General features: G+C 58.2%; 23 protein-coding genes and 1 riboswitch. Of the genes, 15 read left to right on the top strand and 8 right to left on the bottom strand.

Annotated features, from left to right (window positions below):
* Nucleotide 1 precedes the first annotated feature (1 nt).
* From ACQG03_RS07040 to hutH, 3 genes are all read left to right on the top strand, one after another.
* A complete protein-coding gene (locus ACQG03_RS07040; RefSeq protein WP_063163814.1) occupies nucleotides 2-736 on the top strand; it encodes a histidine utilization repressor in 735 nt (244 codons plus the stop codon).
* 127 nt (nucleotides 737-863) lie between these two features.
* A complete protein-coding gene (gene hutU / locus ACQG03_RS07045; RefSeq protein ID WP_003858533.1) occupies nucleotides 864-2,552 on the top strand; it encodes a urocanate hydratase in 1,689 nt (562 codons plus the stop codon).
* Nucleotides 2,549-4,069 carry a histidine ammonia-lyase gene (gene hutH / locus ACQG03_RS07050; protein ID WP_063163815.1) on the top strand — a complete coding sequence of 507 codons (1,521 nt, stop codon included), beginning with the start codon at nucleotides 2,549-2,551 and terminating at the stop codon, nucleotides 4,067-4,069. Before hutU ends, hutH begins: the two co-directional genes overlap by 4 nt.
* Nucleotides 4,070-4,153: 84 nt before the next feature.
* Here the strand turns inward: hutH and ACQG03_RS07055 are convergent, their stop codons facing one another.
* Complete coding sequence (locus ACQG03_RS07055) at nucleotides 4,154-4,630, bottom strand: kinase inhibitor (protein ID WP_003858531.1); 477 nt, start codon at nucleotides 4,628-4,630, stop codon at nucleotides 4,154-4,156.
* Nucleotides 4,631-4,677: 47 nt separating this feature from the next.
* Entirely contained in the window at nucleotides 4,678-5,967 is a 1,290-nt protein-coding gene (gene bioA / locus ACQG03_RS07060; protein WP_074148406.1) for an adenosylmethionine--8-amino-7-oxononanoate transaminase, read from the bottom strand.
* Nucleotides 5,968-6,053: 86 nt separating this feature from the next.
* On the opposite strand from bioA, the gene bioB reads away from it, so the two are divergent.
* The 4 genes from bioB to bioD are packed head-to-tail and all read left to right on the top strand — an operon-like array spanning nucleotide 6,054 to nucleotide 9,681.
* On the top strand, nucleotides 6,054-7,094 hold the full coding sequence (bioB, locus tag ACQG03_RS07065) for a biotin synthase BioB (protein WP_038415709.1): 1,041 nt from the start codon (nucleotides 6,054-6,056) through the stop codon (nucleotides 7,092-7,094).
* On the top strand, nucleotides 7,091-8,248 hold the full coding sequence (bioF, locus tag ACQG03_RS07070; protein WP_063163817.1) for an 8-amino-7-oxononanoate synthase: 1,158 nt from the start codon (nucleotides 7,091-7,093) through the stop codon (nucleotides 8,246-8,248). Before bioB ends, bioF begins: the two co-directional genes overlap by 4 nt.
* Complete coding sequence (bioC, locus tag ACQG03_RS07075) at nucleotides 8,232-8,987, top strand: malonyl-ACP O-methyltransferase BioC (protein WP_023299633.1); 756 nt, start codon at nucleotides 8,232-8,234, stop codon at nucleotides 8,985-8,987. The genes bioF and bioC overlap by 17 nt, the downstream gene beginning before the upstream one ends.
* A complete protein-coding gene (gene bioD / locus ACQG03_RS07080; RefSeq protein ID WP_074148407.1) occupies nucleotides 8,980-9,681 on the top strand; it encodes a dethiobiotin synthase in 702 nt (233 codons plus the stop codon). Before bioC ends, bioD begins: the two co-directional genes overlap by 8 nt.
* Here the strand turns inward: bioD and ACQG03_RS07085 are convergent.
* Entirely contained in the window at nucleotides 9,644-10,366 is a 723-nt protein-coding gene (locus ACQG03_RS07085; protein WP_022647498.1) for an ABC transporter ATP-binding protein, read from the bottom strand. The two genes, bioD and ACQG03_RS07085, sit on opposite strands and share 38 nt — an antisense overlap.
* Before the next feature lie 748 nt (nucleotides 10,367-11,114).
* Here ACQG03_RS07085 and uvrB point away from each other — a divergent pair.
* The gene (uvrB, locus tag ACQG03_RS07090; protein ID WP_003858519.1) at nucleotides 11,115-13,130 is read left to right on the top strand and encodes an excinuclease ABC subunit UvrB; all 2,016 of its coding nucleotides are present in this window, start codon (nucleotides 11,115-11,117) and stop codon (nucleotides 13,128-13,130) included.
* Nucleotides 13,131-13,646: 516 nt separating this feature from the next.
* Here uvrB and yvcK read toward each other — a convergent pair.
* A complete protein-coding gene (gene yvcK / locus ACQG03_RS07095) occupies nucleotides 13,647-14,555 on the bottom strand; it encodes a uridine diphosphate-N-acetylglucosamine-binding protein YvcK (protein WP_063164000.1) in 909 nt (302 codons plus the stop codon).
* A gap of 226 nt (nucleotides 14,556-14,781) precedes the next feature.
* Nucleotides 14,782-14,915, top strand: a riboswitch (molybdenum cofactor riboswitch).
* Between yvcK and moaA the strand changes: the two genes are divergently transcribed.
* From moaA to ACQG03_RS07125, 6 genes are all read left to right on the top strand, one after another.
* Nucleotides 14,903-15,892 carry a GTP 3',8-cyclase MoaA gene (gene moaA, locus ACQG03_RS07100; protein ID WP_017384935.1) on the top strand — a complete coding sequence of 330 codons (990 nt, stop codon included), beginning with the start codon at nucleotides 14,903-14,905 and terminating at the stop codon, nucleotides 15,890-15,892. Its footprint overlaps the riboswitch before it by 13 nt.
* 24 nt (nucleotides 15,893-15,916) lie before the next feature.
* The gene (gene moaB, locus ACQG03_RS07105; RefSeq protein ID WP_022647501.1) at nucleotides 15,917-16,429 is read left to right on the top strand and encodes a molybdenum cofactor biosynthesis protein B; all 513 of its coding nucleotides are present in this window, start codon (nucleotides 15,917-15,919) and stop codon (nucleotides 16,427-16,429) included.
* Nucleotides 16,430-16,432: 3 nt separating this feature from the next.
* The gene (moaC, locus tag ACQG03_RS07110) at nucleotides 16,433-16,918 is read left to right on the top strand and encodes a cyclic pyranopterin monophosphate synthase MoaC (protein ID WP_006809528.1); all 486 of its coding nucleotides are present in this window, start codon (nucleotides 16,433-16,435) and stop codon (nucleotides 16,916-16,918) included.
* On the top strand, nucleotides 16,911-17,156 hold the full coding sequence (gene moaD, locus ACQG03_RS07115; protein WP_022647502.1) for a molybdopterin synthase sulfur carrier subunit: 246 nt from the start codon (nucleotides 16,911-16,913) through the stop codon (nucleotides 17,154-17,156). The genes moaC and moaD overlap by 8 nt, the downstream gene beginning before the upstream one ends.
* 1 nt (nucleotide 17,157) lies before the next feature.
* Complete coding sequence (gene moaE / locus ACQG03_RS07120) at nucleotides 17,158-17,610, top strand: molybdopterin synthase catalytic subunit MoaE (protein ID WP_063164001.1); 453 nt, start codon at nucleotides 17,158-17,160, stop codon at nucleotides 17,608-17,610.
* 58 nt (nucleotides 17,611-17,668) lie between these two features.
* Nucleotides 17,669-18,376, top strand: a complete 708-nt coding sequence (locus ACQG03_RS07125; RefSeq protein WP_015571081.1) for a Bax inhibitor-1/YccA family protein — start codon at nucleotides 17,669-17,671, stop codon at nucleotides 18,374-18,376.
* A gap of 531 nt (nucleotides 18,377-18,907) precedes the next feature.
* Here ACQG03_RS07125 and ACQG03_RS07130 read toward each other — a convergent pair.
* From ACQG03_RS07130 to ACQG03_RS07140, 3 genes are read right to left on the bottom strand one after another with little or no spacing between them, the layout of a single operon-like run.
* Nucleotides 18,908-19,870: a lysylphosphatidylglycerol synthase domain-containing protein gene (locus ACQG03_RS07130; RefSeq protein WP_003858505.1), complete on the bottom strand. Its 963-nt coding sequence runs from the start codon at nucleotides 19,868-19,870 to the stop codon at nucleotides 18,908-18,910.
* Nucleotides 19,870-21,108 (bottom strand): cardiolipin synthase ClsB, encoded by a 1,239-nt coding sequence (gene clsB / locus ACQG03_RS07135; RefSeq protein ID WP_022647504.1) that lies wholly within the window; start codon nucleotides 21,106-21,108, stop codon nucleotides 19,870-19,872. The genes ACQG03_RS07130 and clsB overlap by 1 nt, the downstream gene beginning before the upstream one ends.
* The gene (locus tag ACQG03_RS07140; protein ID WP_022647505.1) at nucleotides 21,105-21,866 is read right to left on the bottom strand and encodes an endonuclease/exonuclease/phosphatase family protein; all 762 of its coding nucleotides are present in this window, start codon (nucleotides 21,864-21,866) and stop codon (nucleotides 21,105-21,107) included. Before ACQG03_RS07140 ends, clsB begins: the two co-directional genes overlap by 4 nt.
* Nucleotides 21,867-21,999: 133 nt before the next feature.
* On the opposite strand from ACQG03_RS07140, the gene ACQG03_RS07145 reads away from it, so the two are divergent.
* Nucleotides 22,000-22,410: a YbhQ family protein gene (locus ACQG03_RS07145; RefSeq protein WP_003858499.1), complete on the top strand. Its 411-nt coding sequence runs from the start codon at nucleotides 22,000-22,002 to the stop codon at nucleotides 22,408-22,410.
* Here the strand turns inward: ACQG03_RS07145 and ACQG03_RS07150 are convergent.
* Nucleotides 22,372-23,478, bottom strand: coding sequence for an ABC transporter permease (locus ACQG03_RS07150; RefSeq protein WP_022647506.1), 1,107 nt, complete (start codon nucleotides 23,476-23,478; stop codon nucleotides 22,372-22,374). The genes ACQG03_RS07145 and ACQG03_RS07150 overlap by 39 nt on opposite strands.
* Nucleotides 23,479-23,535 lie beyond the last annotated feature (57 nt).

The following is a 23,535-nucleotide window of genomic DNA, read 5'->3' on the forward strand; positions in this document are numbered from 1 at the left end:
CATGTTTTCACGCTCACCGCAGCAACCCTCCAGCCCACCCGCACCTTTTTATGAGAAGGTGAAAAAGGCGATCAGCGAAAAAATTGCTGCCGGCGTCTGGCGTCCGCACGACCGTATTCCCTCCGAAGCTGAACTGGTCGCGCAGTATGGCTTTAGTCGAATGACCATTAACCGGGCGCTGCGGGAACTGACCGATGAAGGGTTGCTGGTGCGTTTGCAGGGTGTCGGAACCTTTGTCGCCGAGCCAAAAGGACAGTCGGCGCTGTTTGAAATCCGCAGCATTGCCGATGAAATTGCCGCCCGCAACCATCAGCACCACTGCGAAGTGCTGGTGCTTGAAGAGACGCAGGCCAGCGCCGAACAGGCCATCGAGCTGAACGTTAAAGAGGGCACCCGGATCTTCCATTCGGTGATGGTGCATTATGAGAACGATATTCCGGTCCAGATTGAAGATCGCTGCGTCAACGCGGAGCGGATCCCGGACTACCTGAACCAGGATTACACCCAAACCACACCGCATGCGTATCTCTCGCTCGTCGCCCCGCTGACGGAAGGGGAGCATATCGTGGAGGCCGTGCGCGCCACGCCTCAGGAGTGCGAGTTGTTGCGTATTAAAGAGCACGATCCCTGCCTGCTGATCCGCCGTCGTACCTGGTCATCCTCGCAGATCGTGTCGCATGCGAAGCTGCTGTTCCCGGGGAATCGTTACCGGTTGCAGGGCCACTTTATATCATAAGTTTTATAAGCGTGATCGCTAACGCAATATAGCAAAATTGTATCTTTTTTGTTAAATCCGACCTTGTGTGTGCTTGTCTATACAAGTATATCTAAATGCATCACCTGTCCCTTATGAGGAACACACAATGTCGTCAGATAAATACCGCAAGCAGGATGTCCGCGCCGCGCGCGGCACCACGCTCACCGCAAAAAGCTGGCTCACCGAAGCACCGCTGCGCATGTTGATGAACAACCTTGATCCTGAGGTAGCAGAAAATCCCCATGAGCTGGTGGTCTACGGCGGCATTGGTCGCGCCGCACGCAACTGGGCGTGCTATGACGCGATTGTCGAGTCTTTGACGAATCTCGAAAACGACGAAACGCTGCTGGTGCAATCCGGCAAACCGGTTGGCGTATTCAAAACCCATAAAAATGCGCCCCGTGTGCTGATTGCCAACTCTAACCTGGTGCCGCACTGGGCGACGTGGGAACACTTCAACGAGCTGGACGCAAAAGGGCTGGCCATGTACGGCCAGATGACCGCGGGTAGCTGGATCTACATCGGCAGCCAGGGGATTGTGCAGGGCACCTATGAAACCTTCGTGGAAGCGGGCCGACAGCACTATAACGGCTCACTGAAAGGCCGCTGGGTGCTCACCGCCGGACTGGGCGGCATGGGCGGCGCGCAGCCGCTGGCCGCGACGCTGGCCGGCGCGTGCTCCCTGAACATTGAGTGCCAGCAGAGCCGCATCGATTTCCGTCTGCGTACCCGCTATGTTGATGAACAGGCCGACAACCTCGATGACGCGCTGGCGCGCATCAAAAAGTACACCGCTGAAGGCAAAGCCGTGTCGGTTGCCCTGTGCGGCAACGCGGCGGATATTCTGCCGGAACTGGTGGCGCGCGGCGTGCGTCCGGATCTGGTCACCGACCAGACCAGCGCTCACGATCCGCTTCATGGTTACCTGCCAAAAGGCTGGACGTGGGAAGATTACCAGCAAAAAGCGGAAACCGATCCTGAGGGCACGGTACTGGCGGCTAAACGCGCCATGGCGGAACACGTCTCCGCGATGCTGGCCTTCAGTAAGATGGGTATTCCGACCTTTGATTACGGGAATAACATCCGCCAGATGGCGAAAGAGATGGGGGTGAATAACGCCTTTGACTTCCCCGGCTTCGTGCCCGCCTATATTCGTCCGCTGTTCTGCCGCGGCATCGGGCCGTTCCGCTGGGTTGCCCTGTCCGGCGACCCGGAGGATATCTACAAAACCGACGCCAGAGTGAAGGAAATTGTCGCCGACGACGAGCACCTGCACCGCTGGCTGGACATGGCGCGCGAGCGCATTAATTTCCAGGGCCTGCCAGCGCGTATCTGCTGGGTCGGGCTGGAGTGGCGGCAAAAACTCGGCCTCGCCTTTAACGAAATGGTGCGCAGCGGCGAAGTCTCCGCGCCGATCGTCATTGGCCGCGACCACCTGGACTCCGGCTCTGTCGCCAGTCCGAACCGTGAAACCGAAGCCATGCGCGACGGCTCGGATGCGGTCTCCGACTGGCCGCTGCTGAATGCCCTGCTGAACACCGCCAGCGGCGCAACCTGGGTGTCGCTGCACCACGGCGGCGGAGTCGGGATGGGCTTCTCCCAGCACTCCGGGATGGTCATCGTCTGTGACGGTACCGACGAAGCGGCGGCACGTATTGCTCGCGTGCTGCATAACGACCCGGCAACCGGCGTGATGCGCCACGCGGATGCGGGTTACGAGATTGCCATTGATTGTGCCAAAGAGCAGGGCCTGAACCTGCCGATGATCCCCGCCACACAAGGAAAGCCTGCATGAACGCGTTAACACTTACTCCCGGCTCTTTGTCGCTCAAACAGCTGCGTCACGTCTGGCGTCAGCCGGTGACACTCGCCCTTGATGAAAGCGCCCACCGTGCCATTAACGACAGCGTGGCCTGCGTGGAGGCGATTGTAGCGGAGGGGCGCACCGCCTACGGCATCAATACCGGGTTTGGCCTGCTGGCACAGACCCGCATTGCCACGCACGATCTGGAGAATTTACAACGTTCGCTGGTGTTGTCGCACGCGGCGGGGGTTGGCCAGCCGCTGGACGATGAGATCGTCCGCCTGATGATGGTGTTGAAAATCAACAGCCTGGCGCGTGGGTTTTCCGGCATTCGTCTGAGCGTGATCCAGGCGCTGATGGCGCTGGTGAATGCGGAAGTTTATCCGTTGATACCGGCAAAAGGCTCCGTTGGAGCTTCCGGCGATCTGGCACCGCTGGCGCATATGTCGCTGCTCCTGCTGGGTGAAGGCAAGGCGCGCTGGCAAGGGGAGTGGCTGCCTGCGAAAGAGGCGCTGAAAAAAGCCGGCTTAGCGCCGATCACCCTCGCGGCAAAAGAAGGGCTGGCGCTGCTCAACGGTACGCAGGCGTCGACGGCCTTTGCGCTGCGCGGCCTGTTTGAAGCGGAAGATCTGTTCGCCTCCGCGGTGGTGTGTGGTGCGCTGACCACTGAAGCGGTGCTCGGCTCGCGTCGTCCGTTCGATGCCCGCATCCACGAGGTGCGCGGCCAGCGTGGTCAGATTGATGCCGCAGCCATGTACCGCCACGTACTTACCGATACCAGCGACATTGCCGATTCGCATCACAACTGCGAGAAGGTGCAGGATCCGTATTCTCTGCGCTGCCAGCCGCAGGTGATGGGCGCATGCCTGACACAGCTTCGCCAGGCGGCAGAAGTGCTGCTGGTGGAGGCCAATGCTGTGTCCGACAACCCACTGGTGTTTGCTCAGGAAAACGAGGTGGTCTCCGGCGGCAACTTCCACGCCGAGCCGGTGGCGATGGCCGCAGATAATATCGCGCTGGCGATGGCCGAAATCGGAGCGTTGTCCGAGCGTCGAATCGCACTAATGATGGATAAACACATGTCCCAGCTGCCGCCGTTCCTGGTGCGCAACGGCGGCGTGAACTCGGGCTTTATGATCGCCCAGGTCACCGCCGCGGCACTGGCAAGCGAAAACAAAGCCCTGTCGCATCCGCACAGCGTGGACAGCCTGCCAACGTCAGCAAATCAGGAAGATCACGTTTCGATGGCCCCGGCTGCCGGGCGTCGACTGTGGGAGATGGCCTCCAACACCCGCGGCGTGCTGGCGGTGGAATGGCTGGCGGCGTGTCAGGGTATTGATTTACGCGAAGGGCTAAAATCCAGCCCGCTGCTGGAGCAGGCGCGTCATACGCTGCGCGAGCACGTTACGCACTACGATGAGGACCGCTTCTTTGCGCCGGATATTGATAAGGCGATACAGCTTCTGGAAGAAGAAACCCTTGCAGGACTGCTACCTTCCGTGCTGTGATTTTTTTGCCCGGTGGCCTGCGCTTACCGGGCCTACGAATACGAAATGTAGTCCGGGTAAGGCGTAGCCGCCACCCGGCTTTTTTTATGAATACATCGCCGTAATCGACGCGCTGCCCAGCGAATGGAAATGGACGTTAAAGCCTACCATTGCCCCGCTCGCCCCTTCGTCAACCTCAATCTTGTCCACATCCAGCGCGTGCACCGTGAAGATATAGCGGTGCGTTTCCCCTTTTGGCGGCGCCGCGCCGCCGTAGCCCGCTTTGCCAAAGTCCGTGCGGGTCTGAATCGCACCGTCGGGCAGGGCAACCAGATCGGAACCGGAACCCTGCGGCAGCACGCGGGTGTCGGCGGGCAGGTTTGCCACGATCCAGTGCCACCAGCCCGAGCCGGTTGGCGCATCCGGATCGTAGCAGGTCACGACAAAACTTTTGGTTCCCGCTGGTACATCGTCCCACGCCAGATGGGGAGAGATATTATCTCCCTGATAACCCATCCCGTTAAACACGTGACGTTCCGGCAGCTTTTCGCCGTCGCGCAAATCTTTACTGATGATTTTCATCCTATTTCCCTCGTTACTCACTCATTCAGAAAGTGTAACGCATGGGGTTAAATCGTGAAATGCGCTGATATGTTAACGGCTTTAACCACTGCCCCGGTCAGCTTGTGGAGCTGATCCGGAGAAATGCTGTACGGCGGCATGAGGTAAATCAGCTTACCGAAAGGTCGCACCCAAACGCCCAGGTCAACGAAGAAGCGCTGCAACGCGGCCATGTTCACCGGATGCGTTGTCTCGATCACCCCGATGGCGCCCAGCACGCGGACGTCCGCGACGTATTCCGCATCCGCCGCCACGCTTAGCTGCTGCTTCAGCTGCGCCTCAATCGCCGCCACCTGCGTCTGCCACTCGCCGCTCTCCAGAATGGCGAGGCTTTCGCTTGCCACTGCGCAGGCCAGCGGGTTGCCCATAAACGTCGGGCCGTGCATAAAGCAGCCCGCGTCGCCGTCGCTGATGGTGTCGGCAACCTGGCGGGTGGTGAGCGTGGCGGAGAGCGTCATGGTGCCGCCGGTGAGCGCTTTCCCCAGGCACAGAATATCCGGCGCGATCCCCGCATGCTCGCAGGCAAACAGCTTCCCGGTACGACCAAAGCCGGTGGCGATCTCATCGGCAATCAGCAAAATCCCTTCGCGGTCGCACATCTTCCGAATGCGCTTCAGCCACTCGGGGTGATACATCCGCATTCCGCCCGCGCCCTGCACAATCGGTTCGAGAATAACGGCGGCAATCTCGTGGCGATGGGCCGCCATCAACCGCGCGAAGCCCACCATGTCCATCTCGTCCCATTCGCCGTCGAAGCGGCTCTGCGGGGCTGGCGCAAACAGGTTTTCCGGCAGGTAGCCTTTCCACAGGCTGTGCATGGAGTTGTCCGGATCGCACACCGACATCGCCCCGAAGGTGTCGCCGTGATAGCCGTTGCGGAAGGTGAGGAACCGCTGGCGCGTTTCGCCCTTCGCATGCCAGTACTGCAACGCCATTTTCATCGCCACTTCCACGGCCACCGAGCCGGAATCAGCAAGGAAAACACACTCCAGCGATTCAGGCGTCATCGCTACCAGGCGACGGCATAAATCCACCGCGGGCTGATGCGTGATCCCGCCAAACATCACGTGTGACATCTGGTCAATCTGCGCTTTCATCGCCGCGTTCAGACGCGGGTGGTTGTAGCCATGGATCGCCGCCCACCAGGAGGACATCCCGTCAACAAGCCGCTCGCCGCTGGCGAGATGCAGCTCGCAGCCGTGGGCCGAGGCTACCGGATAGACGGGAAGGGGGCGGGTCGTGGAGGTGTAAGGGTGCCAGATATGCTGCTTGTCGAAGGCGAGATCGTCCTGGGTCATAATCGACTTGTAAACCATTTTGAAAAGTTTTAGGTTTACAAGTATAAACCGAACCGACAATTAACAAAACCCTTTGGAGAAGCCCGATGGCTCACCACGCACGCTGGACGATGTCGCAAGTCACTGAATTATTCAACAAACCTTTCCTGGAGCTGATGTTTGAGGCGCAACAGGTGCACCGCCAGCACTTCGATCCGCGTCATGTTCAGGTCAGCACGCTGCTGTCGATTAAAACCGGGGCTTGCCCGGAAGACTGCAAATATTGCCCGCAAAGCGCGCGCTATAAAACCGGTCTCGAATCCGAGCGCCTGATGGAAGTCGAGCAGGTGCTCGACTCAGCGCGCAAGGCCAAAAACGCTGGCTCAACCCGCTTCTGCATGGGCGCGGCGTGGAAAAACCCCCATGAGCGCGACATGCCCTATCTGGAGCAGATGGTGAAGGGGGTGAAGGAGATGGGGCTTGAAGCCTGCATGACACTGGGTACGCTGAACGAGGAGCAGGCGCAGCGCCTCTCGGCGGCAGGGCTGGATTACTACAATCACAACCTCGATACCTCGCCGGAATTCTACGGCAACATCATCACCACGCGCACCTATCAGGAGCGTCTGGACACGCTGGATAAAGTGCGTGATGCGGGGATCAAGGTCTGTTCCGGCGGGATCGTGGGACTGGGCGAAACGGTAAAAGATCGTGCCGGCCTGCTATTACAGCTGGCGAACCTGCCGACCCCGCCGGAAAGTGTGCCCATCAACATGCTGGTGAAGGTAAAAGGTACGCCGCTGGCGGATAATGAGGACGTGGATGCCTTCGATTTCATCCGCACCATCGCGGTGGCGCGCATCATGATGCCAACCTCTTACGTTCGCCTCTCTGCCGGTCGCGAGCAGATGAGCGAGCAGACCCAGGCGATGTGCTTTATGGCCGGGGCCAACTCCATCTTCTACGGTTGCAAACTGCTGACCACACCAAACCCGGAAGAGGACAAAGACGTTCAGCTGTTCCGCAAGCTGGGGCTGAACCCACACCAGACCGGGGTACAGGCGGGGGATAACGAGCAACAGCAGCAGCTGGAGCAGCAGATTTTCAACGCCGACACTGACCAGTTCTACAACGCGGCAGCCGTATGACCTGGCAGGCACGTATCAGGACCGCGCTCGACGAGCGGCGGGCGGCGGATGCATTTCGGGTACGCAGGGTAGTGGAAAACGGTGCAGGCCGTTTTCTCACCCGGGAAGGAGAGCGGTTCTGTAATTTCTCCAGCAACGATTATCTGGGCCTGAGCCAGCACCCGCAGATCGTTCGTGCCTGGCAGCAGGGCGCGGATCGTTACGGCGTGGGCAGCGGTGGCTCCGGGCACGTCAGCGGCTACACCACGGCCCATCAGGCGCTGGAGGAAGCGTTGGCCGACTGGCTGGGCTACCCGCGGGCGCTACTGTTTATCTCCGGTTTTGCCGCGAATCAGGCGGTGATTGCCGCCCTGATGGGCAAAGACGACCGCATCATCGCGGACCGCCTGAGCCACGCCTCCCTGCTTGAAGCCGCCAGTCTCAGCCCGGCACAGCTGCGGCGTTTTGCCCATAACGATGCCTCTCAGCTGAACGTCCTGCTGGGTAAACCCTGTTCAGGGCTTCAGCTGGCGGTCACGGAAGGGGTATTTAGCATGGACGGCGACAGCGCGCCCCTGGCCGCGTTGCACGACGCCGCAAAACAACAGAACGCCTGGCTGCTGGTCGACGATGCCCACGGCATTGGCGTCATCGGCGAGGAGGGGCGCGGAAGCGCTTATCAGCAGGGCGTCAGGCCGGAACTGCTGGTGGTCACCTTCGGCAAAGGCTTCGGCGTCAGCGGTGCCGCGGTGTTGTGCAGCGAGCCGGTGGCCGACTACCTGGTACAGTTCGCCCGGCACCTGATCTACAGCACCAGCATGCCCCCGGCGCAGGCCGTGGCACTCTCTGCGTCGCTTGCGGTGATCCGCGGCGAAGACGGCGCTGAACGCCGGGCTCGCCTGGCCGACCATATTCAGCGTTTTCGCCGGGGGGTAAGCGAACTGCCTTACCGGCTTACCGACTCGCACAGCGCCATTCAGCCCGTGATTGTGGGTGAAAACCATCGGGCGCTGATGCTGGCACAGGCGCTACGAGAAAGCGGGCAGTGGGTCACGGCGATCCGCCCACCCACCGTGCCGCCAGGCACCGCGCGCTTGCGTCTGACGCTTACGGCAGCGCACGAGCCGCAGGATATCGATACGCTTCTGGAGGCACTGTATGTCTCCCGTCAATAAACAGGCCGTTGCCGCTGCGTTTGGCCGGGCAGCGCAAAGCTATTCACAGCACGATGAGCTGCAACGCCTGAGCGCGCGCGGGCTGCTGGCCGCGCTCGGTGAGGGGCATTTTATGCAGGTGCTGGACGCGGGCTGCGGGCCAGGCGGCAATAGCCGCTACTGGCGCGCAACGGGGAGCCACGTCACGGCGCTGGATTTATCCGCGCAGATGCTGGATGAAGCCCGCCAGCAGCAGTCAGCAGAGCGCTATCTGGTGGCCGATATCGAGGCCATCCCGCTGGAGGATGCCCTGTTTGACCTCGTCTGGAGCCATCTGGCGGTGCAGTGGTGCACCAGCCTGTCGCAGGCGCTACGCGAGCTTTACCGCGTGGCACGGCCCGGCGGAGCGGTGGCCTTTACCACCCTGCTGGAAAGTTCGTTGCCGGAGCTGAATCAGGCGTGGAGGGCGGTGGATGCGCAGCCGCACGCCAACCGGTTTCTCTCACACGAACAGGTCACTCAGGCGCTGGCAGGCTGGCGCTATCGCAGTGAGGTCCAGACCGTCACCCTCGAATTTAGCGATGCGTTAAGCGCCATGCGCTCTCTTAAGGGCATAGGCGCGACGCACCTGCACGCCGGACGGGAGAAGAAACCCCTTACCCGCGGACAACTCCAGCGTCTCGGGCTGGCCTGGCCGCAGGATCGGGGCCGGTTCCCGCTCTCTTATCATCTTTTTCATGGGATTATTGAACGTGACTGAACGTTATTTTGTTACCGGTACGGACACTGAGGTCGGTAAAACGGTTGCCAGCGCTGCGCTGTTGCAGGCGGCGCGTCTGCTGGGGAAAACAACGGCCGGGTATAAGCCCGTAGCCTCCGGCAGCGAGATGACGCCGGAAGGCTTACGCAATACTGATGCGCTGGCGCTACAGCGTAACAGCAGCCTTGCGCTGGCCTATTCTGCGGTGAACCCCTATACCTTTGCTGAACCCACCTCGCCGCACATCGTCAGCGCCGATGAAGATCGTCCGATTGATTTTTCGGTGCTCTCTTCCGGATTACGCAACCTGGAAACGCAGGCCGACTGGGTGCTGGTGGAGGGGGCTGGCGGCTGGTTTACCCCGCTGTCCGACGAGCAGACATTTGCTGACTGGGTGCAGGCCGAACAGCTTCCGGTCATTCTGGTGGTGGGGGTGAAGCTTGGCTGTATCAATCACGCCATGCTGACCGCTCAGGCCGTGCAGCAGGCCGGGTTGCGTCTGGCAGGGTGGATTGCCAATGACGTGGTTGCGCCGGGTAAACGTCATGCTGAGTATCTGGCGACGCTGAAGCGGGTGCTGCCTGCGCCGTTTCTCGGCGAGATCCCGTGGCTTGCCGACGGCGCAGAGCAGGCGGAAACCGGACGCTATCTTGACCTCAGCGCCTTATGTCCCGCGCCATCCAGTGCGCAATAAGGTCGTCATCCAGCTCGTTAACGTGGCCCTGTGCCACGTTACGCCCGCGATAGAGCATGCAGAAACGATCCGCTACCCGGCGGATAAACGACAGCTGTTGCTCCGCTAACAGCACCGTCATTCCCAGCTCCCGATTCAACCGTACCAGCAGTTGACCCAGCCTGCGGGCGAAGCCTTGCCCTGCGCCATACATGGGCTCATCCAGAATCAACACGCGCGGGCGATTAACCAGAGCACTGGCGAGGGCCAGCTGATACTGGTCGTCGGGGGACAGCGCAGAGGCACGGCTCTGTCGCAGCGGATAGAGCTCCGGAAACAGGGCGTACACGTCATTTTTTGATGTCGGGTCGGATTTCCCCGTCGCCCGCATAGCGATATGCAGATTTTCATCGACGGTCAGCTGGGAAAATATCCGCCGATCCTGCGGGACGTAGCCTATCGTTGGCGGCGCCGTGAATGCTGACGCAGGGCTGAGCAAATTACGCGGCGGCGCGCCAGCCTCATGCCAGATGATGGTGCCGCTCTCAACGGGCACCTTTCCGGTAATGCAGTTCATGAGCGTGGATTTACCCATGCCAGGCAGGCCAACAATGCCCGTACAGATGCCTTGCGGGAAATCGATATTCACGTTCCATAGCGTATGTTGGCTTCCGTAAAACTGATTTACAGCACGCAGACTCAACATCTTTCTCTCCTTAAAAATGTGTGGGGTAATGCTCAGACTGATATTTGCAAAACGCCTGCCAGAAACAAAATAATGATTAAAAAAGAGCCATTTTTAGGAATAACCCACTGCTAAAAGCTTAACGTTTGTTCGAATTGCACGCTCCCGGTGCCGTGCGTGTCGAATCGTGGTGCAGGGAAAATGACGGAATTGTGATTAAGATCTCGCCGGTTACTTATGAAAAAATGAACGTTTTCCAGGCAAAAAAGAGTGATAAAAATTTTTTACTGCCGCTTCGTGGGAAAAACCGGGAATTTGCTGGAGTGCATGCTGTACGGGCTGGAGGCAGTTATCCACTATTCCTGTGGATAACCTTGTGCATTAGAGTTAGAAAACACGCGATAAGCGAGAGAATACGCGGGTTACGCCCAAATTGATGCGAAACGCGGCTTTAGGAAATAGTCTATATTTTTTAACGAATTAGATAAAAGCAATTCCCTCAGCGCCAGCGACACCTGTTGCCATAAAACTTTCATAACCGCCCTTGACAAATGTTAAAAAAGTAATAGTTCTGGGGATAACCCCCTGAGGCTGGTGTTTTATATTGTCACAGTTGAAATTTAGCTCGCGAACGCACTAATCCTCTCTGCGCTACGCTAAATATCCTGACACGCTACTGGTTTTCCATCCAGTGTTTTTTACTGGCAATCCTGGCCACAACGAGTAAAATTACTCACCTGCCGCTTATTCTGTCATCAGGTCGTCGCCCATGAGTAAACCGTTCAAATTGAATTCTGCTTTCCGTCCTTCCGGGGATCAGCCCGAGGCCATTCGTCGCCTGGAAGAGGGGCTGGAAGACGGGCTGGCGCACCAGACCCTGCTGGGGGTAACCGGTTCGGGTAAAACCTTCACTATTGCCAACGTCATTGCCGATCTCCAGCGTCCTACGATGGTTCTCGCGCCGAACAAAACGCTGGCGGCGCAGCTGTATGGTGAGATGAAAGAGTTCTTCCCGGAAAACGCGGTGGAGTATTTCGTCTCCTACTACGACTACTACCAGCCGGAAGCCTACGTTCCCAGCTCCGACACGTTTATCGAGAAAGATGCCTCGGTGAACGAACATATCGAGCAGATGCGTTTGTCGGCGACCAAGGCGCTGCTGGAGCGTCGTGATGTGGTGGTGGTGGCCTCGGTGTCGGCGATCTACGGCCTGGGCGATCCGGATCTCTATCTCAAGATGATGCTGCACCTGACGCAGGGGATGATCATCGATCAGCGGGCGATTTTGCGCCGTCTGGCGGAGCTGCAGTACACCCGTAACGATCAGGCGTTCCAGCGCGGGACCTTCCGCGTACGTGGTGAGGTGATTGATATCTTCCCGGCGGAATCGGACGACATGGCGCTGCGCGTGGAGCTGTTCGATGAAGAGGTTGAACGCCTGTCGCTGTTCGACCCGCTGACCGGTCATGTGGAGTCGGTGATCCAGCGCTTCACCATCTACCCGAAAACGCACTACGTGACGCCACGCGAGCGTATCGTACAGGCGATGGAAGAGATTAAAATTGAGCTGGCAGACCGCCGCAAGGTGCTGCTGGCGAATAACAAGCTGCTGGAAGAGCAGCGCCTGAGCCAGCGTACCCAGTTCGATCTGGAGATGATGAACGAGCTGGGCTACTGCTCCGGCATCGAAAACTACTCGCGCTACCTCTCCGGACGCGGGCCGGGCGAAGCGCCGCCGACGCTGTTTGACTACCTTCCGGCGGACGGCCTGCTGGTGATCGACGAATCCCACGTTACGATCCCCCAGATCGGCGGGATGTACCGCGGTGACCGCGCGCGTAAAGAGACGCTGGTGGAGTACGGATTCCGACTGCCGTCAGCGCTGGACAACCGTCCGATGAAGTTTGAAGAATTTGAGGCGCTTGCTCCGCAGACCATCTACGTATCGGCGACGCCGGGCAACTACGAGCTGGAGAAATCCGGTGATGACGTGGTGGACCAGGTTGTGCGTCCGACCGGGCTGCTGGATCCGATTATCGAGGTGCGTCCGGTGGCGACGCAGGTGGACGATCTGCTCTCGGAAATACGTGCCCGTTCCGCCATCAACGAGCGCGTGCTTGTGACCACGCTCACCAAACGTATGGCGGAGGATTTGACGGAGTATCTGGAAGAACACGGCGAGAAGGTGCGGTATCTGCACTCGGATATTGATACCGTGGAGCGTATGGAGATCATCCGCGACCTGCGCCTGGGCGAGTTCGACGTGCTGGTGGGTATCAACCTTCTGCGAGAAGGTCTGGATATGCCGGAAGTGTCGCTGGTGGCGATTCTGGACGCGGACAAAGAGGGCTTCCTGCGTTCCGAGCGCTCGCTGATCCAGACCATTGGCCGCGCCGCGCGTAACGTCAACGGGAAGGCGATTCTGTACGGGGATAAAATCACCCCGTCGATGGCCAAAGCGATTGGCGAAACGGAACGTCGTCGCGAGAAGCAGCAGCGCTATAACGAAGAGCACGGCATCACGCCGCAGGGGCTGAACAAGAAGGTGGTGGATATCCTGGCGCTGGGTCAGAACATTGCGAAGACCAAAGCGAAAGGCCGCGGCAAGGCCCGTTCAGTGGTGGAAGAGGATACCGTCGCGCTGACCCCGAAAGCGTTGCAGCAAAAGATCCACGAGCTGGAAGGGCAGATGATGCAGCACGCGCAGAATCTGGAGTTCGAAGAGGCTGCGCAAATCCGCGATCAGCTTCATCAACTGCGGGATCTGTTTATTGCGGCATCGTAGTTTTTTGCCCGGTGGCGTTTTCTCCCTCTCCTTGTGGGCTGAGGGATCCCCAGTAATTTTTTTATGCAGAAGCAATAAAGTTGCTTTCTAAATGACTGAGGGCTGTCAGCGATGCCCTGGTCCGGCTGTAAATCGCTGAGGCGTTTGCCTTACGGCCGGGGCGAGGCGCAGGGATGCGCCGAGAGGGCGGCTTTACAGGGACGTTGCCTCCGCCCGTACCCGATAAGCCGGAAGGAATAAGCCGAGGGCACCGCGAAGCGGCGATTTACCGCCGGGAGCCCGGGTCGCCAGGGTGGTGGCGACTGAGCCACCCTGGCACGTTCACCGGTCATGTCGTTACAGAGTAGCAAGGAACATAAAGTGAACGGAATGACCACCACCGCCGTATGTTCCCCTCACCCTAACCCTCTCCCCGGAGGGGCGAGGGGATTGCTCAGTGCTCGCATTAATTTGTGGGGAACCCTCAGCCCAAAGGGAGAGGGCCGGGGTGAGGGCATCAGGCCGCACAAAACGAACCTAACCTAATGCCTGAATCGCCTTCTCCAGCGCCTCGCGCAGCAGATGGCGGTCGTGGCGATATTTAATATCGCTCGCTTCCAGCGGCTCCTGCACCACCACGCGATCGCCAATCCCCGACACATCTACTTTTGGCCCGACCACGACACCATCGATAATTTTCTTACCAACATACTGTTCCATCAGGTCCAGCTTATCCGCCAGCGACAGGCTTGCCGCCGCCGGACTGAGTTCGCGGCCTAAATTACCGATATAGACCATGGGCGCAGGCGTTCTGCGTAGCGCCTGCGCCAGCTCTTTCACCAGCAGGATCGGCATCAGGCTGGTATAAAAACTCCCCGGCCCAATCAGGATCAGATCGGCATCGCCAATCGCTTCAACCGCTTCACGCGTTGCGGGTACGCTGGGGTAGGTCATCAGCTCTTTTGGCGGAAGGAGAAGCTGGTCGATATTCACTTCACCATACACTTCGTGATCGTCAGCATCGATCGCCATCAAATCTACCGGCTGTTCGGACATCGGGATCAGGAACGCATCCACTTTTAGCAGGTTACGAATTAAATTGATCGCTTCCAGAGGGCGCACGCTCAGGTGATCCAGCGCCTTTAACATCAGATTTCCAAGGTTATGGCCTGAAAGTTCGCCATTTCCCCCAAAACGGTACTCAAACATCGCCGAGGCCACGCTTGGCTCAGTGATGAGCTGGTTGAGGCAGTTGCGCATATCACCCCAGGCTATCCCGCCTTCAGCACGTCGGATCCGCCCGGTTGAGCCGCCGTTGTCCGTTGTTGTCACGATGCCCGTCAGGCGTGAGCCCAGGGACGATAACGACGACATAACCCGTCCCAGACCGTGACCTCCTCCAAGAGCGACCACGCGGTCCAGATCCGCAAAAGTGCGATTACGCATACCTATTCCTTATCCTGTTAAGCTTGCGTCACAGTAACGCAACTACTCCTTAAAGACGATGCCTCTCACAAACCATAATGACGTATATCAATGCGAAAGCGCTGTTTTTGCGTATTCTGTAGTGAAAATGCACGATAACATCGTTATGTATAAATTTATATAGCGAAAAGCGACAATGGCGAAGTGGCGATTTCCACGCTACTATCGCCATAACCACGTTTTCAAAACTGAAAACATACACTCTAGCCCTGGCGCCTGTGTCGAGAGATATGGCGCCCTGGCCGTGGCGGATTTGCCACCAGGGTACAGAAAGAAATGACTGTGCCTCCCGATCTGGAAAGGTGTACATGGCTTCACAACTTACTGATGCTTTCGCGCGTAAGTTTTTCTACTTACGTTTGTCGATTACCGACGTGTGTAACTTCCGTTGCACCTACTGCCTGCCCGATGGCTACAAGCCGGGCAGCGTCACCAACAACGGCTTTCTCTCCGTGGATGAAGTACGCCGCGTCACGCGCGCGTTCTCTGAACTCGGTACGGAAAAAGTGCGTCTTACCGGGGGAGAGCCCTCCCTGCGCCGTGATTTTCCTGACATCATTGCCGCCGTGCGTGAAAACGAACGTATCCGCCAGATAGCGGTGACCACCAACGGTTACCGCATGGCGCGTGACGTGGCGAACTGGCGCGATGCGGGGCTGACGGCGATCAACGTCAGCGTCGATAGCCTGGACGCCCGTCAGTTCCACGCCATTACCGGCCAGGATAAGTTCCAGCAGGTAATGGACGGCATCGATGCCGCGTTCACCGCCGGTTTCGACAAGGTCAAAGTCAATACCGTGTTGATGCGTGATGTGAACCACCATCAGCTGGACACCTTTCTGGCGTGGATCAAACCGCGCCGCATTCAACTGCGTTTTATTGAGCTGATGGAGACCGGGGAGGGCAGCGAGCTGTTCCGTCGCCATCACATCTCCGGCATGGTCCTGCGTGACGAACTGCTGAAACGCGGCTGGATCCACCAGATCCGCCAGCGCAGCGATGGCCCGGCGCAGGTCTTTTGTCATCCGGATTATGAAGGCGAAATCGGCCTGATCATGCCCTATGAAAAAGACTTCTGTGCCAGCTGCAACCGCCTGCGCGTCTCCTCTGTTGGCAAGCTGCACCTCTGCCTGTTCGGGGATGGCGGCGTCGATCTGCGCGATTTGCTGGAAGACGACGCCCAACAGGACGCGCTTGAAGCACGCATTTCCGAGGCGCTGACGCACAAAAAGCAGACCCATTTCCTGCATCAGGGCAACACCGGCATTACTCAGAACCTGTCCTATATCGGCGGGTAATCAGGCTTTAGAAGGAACCAGAAGATGAGTCAGGTAAGCGCGGAATTTATCCCGACACGCATTGCTATTCTTACCGTTTCCGAACGTCGTGGTGAAGAGGATGATACCTCCGGCCACTGGCTGCGCGAGGCGGCACACGAAGCCGGGCACCAGATTGTTGATAAAGCGATCGTCAAAGAGAACCGTTACGCCATTCGCGCTCAGGTTTCACAGTGGATTGCGAGTGATGACGTCCAGGTTGTACTGATCACTGGCGGCACCGGCTTTACCGCAGGCGACCAGGCGCCGGAAGCGCTGCTTCCGCTGTTCGATCGCGAAGTAGAAGGCTTCGGCGAAGTGTTCCGCATGCTCTCATTTGAAGAGATTGGCACCTCTACGCTCCAGTCCCGTGCCGTCGCGGGGGTAGCGAACAAGACGCTGATCTTCGCCATGCCGGGCTCGACCAAAGCCTGCCGCACCGCGTGGGAAAACATTATTGCCCCGCAGCTGGATGCCCGTACCCGTCCGTGTAATTTCCATCCCCATTTAAAGAAATAAGCTATGTCACAACTGACCCACATAAACGCCGCTGGCGAAGCGCATATGGTGGATGTCTCCGCCAAAGCCGAAACGGTGCGCGAGGCGCGTGCTGAAGCGTTCGTCACCATGCTGCCGGAGACGCTGGCGATGATTATCGACGGTAGCCATCACAAGGGTGATGTGTTTGCCACCGCCCGCATCGCCGGTATTCAGGCCGCTAAACGTACCTGGGACCTCATCCCGCTCTGCCATCCGCTGATGCTCAGCAAAGTGGAGGTAAATTTGCAGGCGCAGCCGGAGCATAATCGCGTGCGTATCGAGTCCCTGTGCCGCTTAACCGGGAAAACCGGCGTGGAGATGGAGGCGTTGACGGCAGCCTCCGTGGCGGCGCTGACCATCTACGACATGTGTAAAGCGGTGCAGAAAGATATGGTGATTGGCCCGGTGCGTCTGCTGGCAAAAAGCGGCGGCAAATCCGGTGATTTTAAGGTGGAAAGCCATGATTAAGGTGCTCTTTTTTGCCCAGGTCCGTGAGCTGATCAATACCGACAGCCTGACGCTGGACGGCTCTTTCGAAAACGTCGCCGCCCTGCGTGCGCATCTGGCGGCGCAAAGCGACCGCTGGGCGCTGGCGCTGGATGAAGGCAAATTGCTGGCCGCCGTGAATCAGACGCTGGTGGAGTTGACCCACCCGCTGGCTGATGGGGATGAAGTGGCCTTCTTCCCGCCGGTCACAGGGGGTTGAGATGACGGAAACCCGAATTCTGGTTGGCCATGAGCGTTTTAACGTGGGCACGGAATATGACTGGCTGGCCGGGCGCGACGAAGACGGCGCGGTCGTGACCTTTACCGGGAAAGTGCGTAATCATAATCTCGGTGACAGCGTAAAAGCGCTGACGCTGGAGCACTATCCGGGAATGACCGAAAAATCGCTGGCGGCCATTGTGGAAGAGGCGCGAGGCCGCTGGCCGCTGGGGCGCGTTACGGTTATCCATCGCATCGGCGAAATGTGGCCCGGCGAAGAAATTGTGTTTGTCGGCGTCACCAGCGCCCATCGCGGGAGTGCTTTTGCGGCGGGGGAGTTCATCATGGATTACCTTAAAACCAAAGCGCCGTTCTGGAAGTGTGAAGCGACGCCGGAAGGTGAGCGCTGGGTAGAATCACGCGACAGCGATAAGCATGCCGCCAGCCGTTGGTAGTTGGTTTACGCGGATGTGTTACTCTTAACGTGTGTGTTTACTTAATCAGGAGTGAATCATGGACCGATTTCCGCGTTCCGATTCGATAGTTCAGCAGACCCGTAGCGGGCTGCAAACCTACATGGCTCAGGTGTATGGCTGGATGACGGTTGGCCTGCTGCTTACCGCGTTTATCGCGTGGTATGCGGCAAACACGCCTGAACTGATGATGTTTATCTTCTCAAGCAAAATCACCTTCTTTGGGCTGATTATTGCGCAACTGGCGCTGGTGTTCGTGCTCTCCGGGCTGGTGCACAAGCTCAGTGCGGGTATGGCGACCACGCTGTTTATGCTCTATTCGGCGCTGACCGGGCTGACGCTTTCCAGTATTTTCATCGTTTACACCTACTCTTCCATCGCCAGCACGTTTGTGGTGACCGGCGGGATGTTCGGTGTGATGAGCCTGTACGGTTACACCACCAAACGTGACCTGAGCGGCTTCGGCAACATGCTGTTTATGGGGCTGATTGGGATTGTGCTGGCGTCGCTGGTTAACCTGTGGCTGAAGAGTGACGCGCTGATGTGGGCGGTGACCTATATCGGGGTGGTGATCTTCGTGGGCTTAACCGCTTACGACACCCAGAAACTGAAAAACATCGGTGAACAAATTGATGTTCGCGACAGTTCAAACCTGCGCAAATACTCGATTCTGGGCGCACTGACGCTTTATCTGGACTTCATCAACCTGTTCCTGATGCTGCTGCGTATTTTTGGCAACCGGCGTTAGTGAGGGTGGCGCTGTCTGATGCCCTCACCCTGACCCTCTCCCACAGGGCTGAGGGTTCCCCACAAATTAATGCGAGCACTGAGCAATCCCCTCGCCCCTCCGGGAAGAGGGTTAGGGTGAGGGGAACATACGGCGGTGGTGGTCATTCCGTTCACTTTATGTTCCTTGCTACTCTGTAACGATATGACCGGTGAACGTGCCAGGGTGGCTCAGTCGCCACCACCCTGGCGACCCGGGCTCCCGGCGGTAAATCGCCGCTTCGCGGTGCCCTCGGCTTATTCCTTCCGGCTTATCGGGTACGGGCGGAGGCAACGTCCCTGTAAAGCCGCCCTCTCGGCGCATCCCTGCGCCTCGCCCCGGCCTGCAGGAAACGCCTCAGCGATTTACAGCCGGACCAGAGCATCGCTGACAGCCCTCAGTCATTTAGAAAGCAACTTTATTGCTTCTGCATAAAAAAATTACTGGGGATCCCTCAGCCCACAGGGAGAGGGAACAAACCCTAAAAACGGCAACGAAGTTGCCGTTTTGCTTTTATTTTGCCATCGCCTTCTCGTTCTTCGCGCGCAGCTTCTTCGCCCGACTCTCCAGCACCAGATAACAGACCGTTGCCAGCGCCAGCGGCAAGAAGTAGTAGATCATGCGGTACGCGAGCAGGGCAGCGATAATCGTCCCGTGAGACACATGCTCCCCCGCAAGCAGCGCGATAAACACCGCTTCCAGTACGCCGATCCCCGCTGGAATATGCACAATCACCCCGGCAATACTGCTTACCAGCAGCACGCCCAGCACGAAGAAGTAATTCACATCTTCGCCAATCAGCAGCCAGATAATGGCCCCCATCGCCATCCAGTTGGCGCTGGAAACCACCATTTGCAGGACGGCAAACTTCCATGACGGCAGCACCAGCTTCTGCCCTTTAATGGTCATATGACGACGTTTGGCAAAGGCGCAGGCCCAAAGGTAGGCGGCGATGATCAGCAGCAGTACGATGCCCAGAATGCGCAGGGTGGCCTCATCGATGTACCAGTGCGCAGGCAGCTGCACCACGCCAATGGTGAAAATCACCCCGCCGAGCAGGATATACCCCAGCCAGTTGGTGGTGATACTCAGCGAGAAAATACGCGTGATGGTGCCGCCCGGTAAGCCAAGGCGGGAGTACAGGCGATAGCGCATGCCAATCCCGCCCACCCAGGTGCTCAGCGTCAGGTTAAAGGCGTAGCAGATGAATGACACCAGCATAACCTGCCGTTTGGCAAGCTTATGCCCGCAGTAGGCGCGTCCCAACAGGTCATAGCAGCCGTACATCAGGTAGCTCACAATCACCAGGCCAACCGCCCCCAGCAGGACTGTCCGGTTGTAGTTGCGAATAACCTTCCACACCTCTTCCCAGTCCACCTTTTGGGCATACACCACCAGCAGGACCGCGACGGCAATGAAGAACAGCCAGGTCAGGATTTTTTTCGCCAGCCGCCAGCGAGGATGAGATTTCGACATCAGGTTTTCCCTCCATCTTCCGCCTCTACGCGGTCCTGGGTTTCCATTTCGGGTTGCACTGGCGGATCCACCAGCGCCAGTTTCGGTGTATGCGCGGGCAGCCAGCCCACCATGGCCGGGAAGTGGCGCAGGAAGTGGAACACCACCACGCCGATGCCAACGTTCCACCAGCTGCGTTTCGGCACCATGGACTCATCCACACGCACGCAGTCTTTATTGATCAGACCCTGAAGGTTATCGCGCAGGGTCTGATTAAACTGGCGATCGTGGATGATCAGGTTCGCTTCCAGATTGAGCGATAAGCTCAGCGGATCGAGGTTGCTTGAGCCAACGGTCGCCCAGTGGTCATCCATCACGGCCACTTTGCCGTGCAGCGGGCGGCGGCGATATTCATAGATTTGCACGCCGCTTTTGACCAGATAGCGATAGAGCAGACGCGCGCCCACCTTCACAATCGGCATATCGGGCTCACCCTGGACGATGAGCTTCACGCTTACGCCGCGTCGGGCCGCGTTGCGCATGGCGTGCAAAATCCGGTAACCGGGGAAGAAATAGGCGTTGGCGATAATTACCTCGCGCTTCGCGTTCGCCAGCATCTTCAGGTAGTGACGTTCGATATCGTCCCGGTGCTCCTCGTTATCCCGCCAGACGAACAGCGCCTGCGCCTCGCCGGGCTTGCGGTTCTCTTCCGGGCGATGGCGGCGTCGCCACCAGCGGCGTGCGGCCTCTTTGCCGGGTAAGTTTTCCAGCACGAACAGCTGGATGTCCTGTACCACCGGTCCCTCAATGCGGATCGCGTAGTCCTGTTTCGCTTCGGGACCATAATCCGACATATGCTCGGCGGAGTAGTTAATGCCGCCAACGAAGGCCACCGTTTCGTCCACCACCACAATTTTGCGGTGCATTCGGCGGAACAGGTTGGTGCGCATCCCGAACAGACGCGGGCCGGGATCGTAATAGCGGAATACCACCCCTGCGGCGGTGAGCTCGTTAACAAATTCGTCGCTGAGATCCGGCGAACCATATCCGTCGAGCAGGACCTCGATTTTTATACCGCGACGAGCGGCTTGCAGCAGCGCGCTGTGCAACTGCCTGCCCACGTCGTCTTCAAACCAGATAAACGTTTCCAGAAAGACTTTCTGCTGTGCGTGGCTAATCGCCTCAAAGACCGCCGGATAAAAGTTATCGCCATTTTCCAGCAGCGTAATACGGTTACCTTCCTGCCATGTGCATTTCATAAGTGGATCTCCGCGCTGAGTGGGGCATGGTCGGAGAGATGTCGCCAGTTGAGTAAAGCCAGCGCCGTCGGGCTGCTGGCGTGGGCATTTTTTACGTAGATGCGGTCAAGGCGCAGCAGGGGGAAGCGCACCGGAAACGTCCGCGCGGGACGACCGCGTGAGCGGGTAAAAATCTCCTCCAGCCCCGCATTCACCTTCAGAGGATGATTGGCCCGCTGTCGCCAGTCGTTAAAATCACCGGCCACCACCACGGGCTCGCCCTCCGGCAGCGCATTGGTCCAGTCTGCCAGCATCTGTAGCTGAGCCTGACGGTGGGCCTCACGCAGGCCAAGATGAACGCAGCCCACATGAATGGGAAAATCGAGCGCCGGTGGCGTGATGCGGCAGTATAACAACCCGCGTTTTTCGCTCTCGCCAACGGAGACGTCCCGGTTCTCATAATGCTCGATAGGAAAACGCGACAGCACTGCGTTACCGTGATGCCCCTCCGGGTAGACCGCATTGCGCCCGTAGGCGTAATCGCTCCACATGGTATCCGCCAGAAACTCGTAATGGGGCGTGTCGGGCCAGTTTTCGAAATGCATCGGGTGCACTTCGTGCGCGCCCATGACCTCCTGGAGGCAGACAATATCGGCGCTGACGGTGCGTACCGCGTCGCGCAGCTCCGGTAAAATGAAGCGGCGGTTAAATGCTGTGAAGCCCTTATGAATATTTATCGTCAGCACCTTAAGCGAGAAATGCTGCGTTCTTTTGCTCATAAACACCTTCCTGGGTGACTATCCCGATGAAAATAAAGTGTAGTAGGCGTCACAAAAAGATGCGGCGTTACGGAATTTTCCGTAAAGTGCGGTAGTCTGAATTAGCAGAGAAAAATCCTTCAGGAGAGAAGCCATGAAGTGGCAACAACGCGTTCGTGTCGCAACCGGTTTGAGTTGCTGGCAGATAATGTTGCATTTACTGGTCGTGGCCGTACTGGTGATGGGCTGGATGAGCGGCACGCTGGTGCGTGTCGGCTTAGGGTTATGTGTGGTTTACGGCGTGACCGTGCTGTCGATGCTGTTTTTACAGCGTCACCACGACGCGCGCTGGCGTGAAGTGGGTGATGTGCTCGAAGAGCTCACCACCACCTGGTATTTTGGTGCGGCAATGATCGTCCTGTGGCTGTTGTCACGCGTGCTGCAAAACAACCTGCTGCTGGCCCTGGCGGGTCTGGCTATCCTCGCAGGGCCTGCGGTGGTGTCGTTGCTCACCAAAGAGAAAAAGCTACGCGATGTTTCGTCTAAACATCGCATAGGCCACTGAGCCCGTTGTGGCCGCGATGACCAGTAGCGGCCACAAACTTCCCCACACAATATCCAGACTCGCATCCTTCAGATAGATTTGCTTGGTGATATCCGTGAAGTGACGAATCGGGTTTATCCATGTCAGATCCTGTAACCACACCGGCATGTTCTCCACTGGCGACACGTACCCTGAAAGCAAAATCGCCGGCATCATAAAGACAAACACCCCGATAAACGCCTGCTGCTGCGTTGAGCAGAGCGCGGAAATCAGCAGCCCAAACCCCACCAGCGACAGGCCGTAAATCACCATCGTGAAGTAAAACAGCGCCAGCGATCCGGCAAACGGGATCTGGTACGCCCATATTCCCACCCCCAGCACGATGGTGGCCTGGAACGTCGCGACAATCAGTGCTGGCACCGCTTTGCCGACAAATATCTGCCAGGTAGCGAGCGGCGAGACCAGCAGCTGATCCAGTGTACCTTGCTCACGTTCGCGTGCCACGGACAGCGAGGTGACAATCATCACGCCAATAGTGGTGATCATGGCGATTAACGACGGCACCACAAACCACTTGTAGTCCAGATTCGGGTTGTACCAGTTGCGCACCACCAGCTCGCTGTTGTTGGGTTTGGGTTTGCCCGCCATCAGCTCCTGCTGGTAGTCCTTCACTACCTGCTGCAAATAGTTCGCCGCTATCTGGGCGCTGTTGGAGTTACGTCCGTCGAGGATCAGCTGCATCGGCGCGGTCTGGAAGGTGTCCAGATTGCGGGAGAAATCCGCCGGGAAGCGCACCAGCAATAATGCTTTCTGCGTGTCGATGGTGGGCTGGATCGCCTGCGGGCTTTGCAGCAGCAGGACATGGGTAAAGGCTTTGGCGCGGGCGAAACGCTGTGTCAGCTCGACGGAATGCTTGCCATTGTCTTCGTTGTAAATGGCGATGGTGGCGTTGGTGACCTCCAGCGTGGCGGCAAACGGAAACAGTACAACCTGAAGCAGCACCGGCAGCACCAGAATGGCGCGGGTCTGCGGCTCGCGCAGCAAGGATTGCAGCTCTTTGCGGATCAATGTCCATAAACGGTGAAACATCGCGTCGTCCTCCTGTCGGGTGGCGCTTGCGCTTTCCCGACCTACAAAATCCGATGG

Origin of the sequence: Enterobacter cloacae complex sp. 342H5, from assembly GCF_050030905.1 — a bacterium.
Lineage (GTDB): Bacteria > Pseudomonadota > Gammaproteobacteria > Enterobacterales > Enterobacteriaceae > Enterobacter > Enterobacter intestinihominis.

Excerpts from the sequence above, each read along its gene's own strand:
- yvcK (WP_063164000.1), bottom strand. The coding sequence starts at position 14,555 with ATGCGTAATCGCACTTTTGCGGATCTGGACCGCGTGGTCGCTCTTGGA.
- moaB (WP_022647501.1), top strand. The coding sequence starts at position 15,917 with ATGAGTCAGGTAAGCGCGGAATTTATCCCGACACGCATTGCTATTCTT.
- ACQG03_RS07140 (WP_022647505.1), bottom strand. The coding sequence starts at position 21,866 with ATGAGCAAAAGAACGCAGCATTTCTCGCTTAAGGTGCTGACGATAAAT.
- bioC (WP_023299633.1), top strand. The coding sequence starts at position 8,232 with ATGTCTCCCGTCAATAAACAGGCCGTTGCCGCTGCGTTTGGCCGGGCA.
- bioB (WP_038415709.1), top strand. The coding sequence starts at position 6,054 with ATGGCTCACCACGCACGCTGGACGATGTCGCAAGTCACTGAATTATTC.
- ACQG03_RS07150 (WP_022647506.1), bottom strand. The coding sequence starts at position 23,478 with ATGTTTCACCGTTTATGGACATTGATCCGCAAAGAGCTGCAATCCTTG.
- clsB (WP_022647504.1), bottom strand. The coding sequence starts at position 21,108 with ATGAAATGCACATGGCAGGAAGGTAACCGTATTACGCTGCTGGAAAAT.
- ACQG03_RS07055 (WP_003858531.1), bottom strand. The coding sequence starts at position 4,630 with ATGAAAATCATCAGTAAAGATTTGCGCGACGGCGAAAAGCTGCCGGAA.
- moaC (WP_006809528.1), top strand. The coding sequence starts at position 16,433 with ATGTCACAACTGACCCACATAAACGCCGCTGGCGAAGCGCATATGGTG.
- uvrB (WP_003858519.1), top strand. The coding sequence starts at position 11,115 with ATGAGTAAACCGTTCAAATTGAATTCTGCTTTCCGTCCTTCCGGGGAT.
- ACQG03_RS07145 (WP_003858499.1), top strand. The coding sequence starts at position 22,000 with ATGAAGTGGCAACAACGCGTTCGTGTCGCAACCGGTTTGAGTTGCTGG.
- moaA (WP_017384935.1), top strand. The coding sequence starts at position 14,903 with ATGGCTTCACAACTTACTGATGCTTTCGCGCGTAAGTTTTTCTACTTA.
- ACQG03_RS07130 (WP_003858505.1), bottom strand. The coding sequence starts at position 19,870 with ATGTCGAAATCTCATCCTCGCTGGCGGCTGGCGAAAAAAATCCTGACC.
- moaE (WP_063164001.1), top strand. The coding sequence starts at position 17,158 with ATGACGGAAACCCGAATTCTGGTTGGCCATGAGCGTTTTAACGTGGGC.
- moaD (WP_022647502.1), top strand. The coding sequence starts at position 16,911 with ATGATTAAGGTGCTCTTTTTTGCCCAGGTCCGTGAGCTGATCAATACC.
- ACQG03_RS07125 (WP_015571081.1), top strand. The coding sequence starts at position 17,669 with ATGGACCGATTTCCGCGTTCCGATTCGATAGTTCAGCAGACCCGTAGC.
- hutH (WP_063163815.1), top strand. The coding sequence starts at position 2,549 with ATGAACGCGTTAACACTTACTCCCGGCTCTTTGTCGCTCAAACAGCTG.
- hutU (WP_003858533.1), top strand. The coding sequence starts at position 864 with ATGTCGTCAGATAAATACCGCAAGCAGGATGTCCGCGCCGCGCGCGGC.
- bioA (WP_074148406.1), bottom strand. The coding sequence starts at position 5,967 with ATGACCCAGGACGATCTCGCCTTCGACAAGCAGCATATCTGGCACCCT.
- ACQG03_RS07040 (WP_063163814.1), top strand. The coding sequence starts at position 2 with ATGTTTTCACGCTCACCGCAGCAACCCTCCAGCCCACCCGCACCTTTT.
- ACQG03_RS07085 (WP_022647498.1), bottom strand. The coding sequence starts at position 10,366 with ATGTTGAGTCTGCGTGCTGTAAATCAGTTTTACGGAAGCCAACATACG.
- bioF (WP_063163817.1), top strand. The coding sequence starts at position 7,091 with ATGACCTGGCAGGCACGTATCAGGACCGCGCTCGACGAGCGGCGGGCG.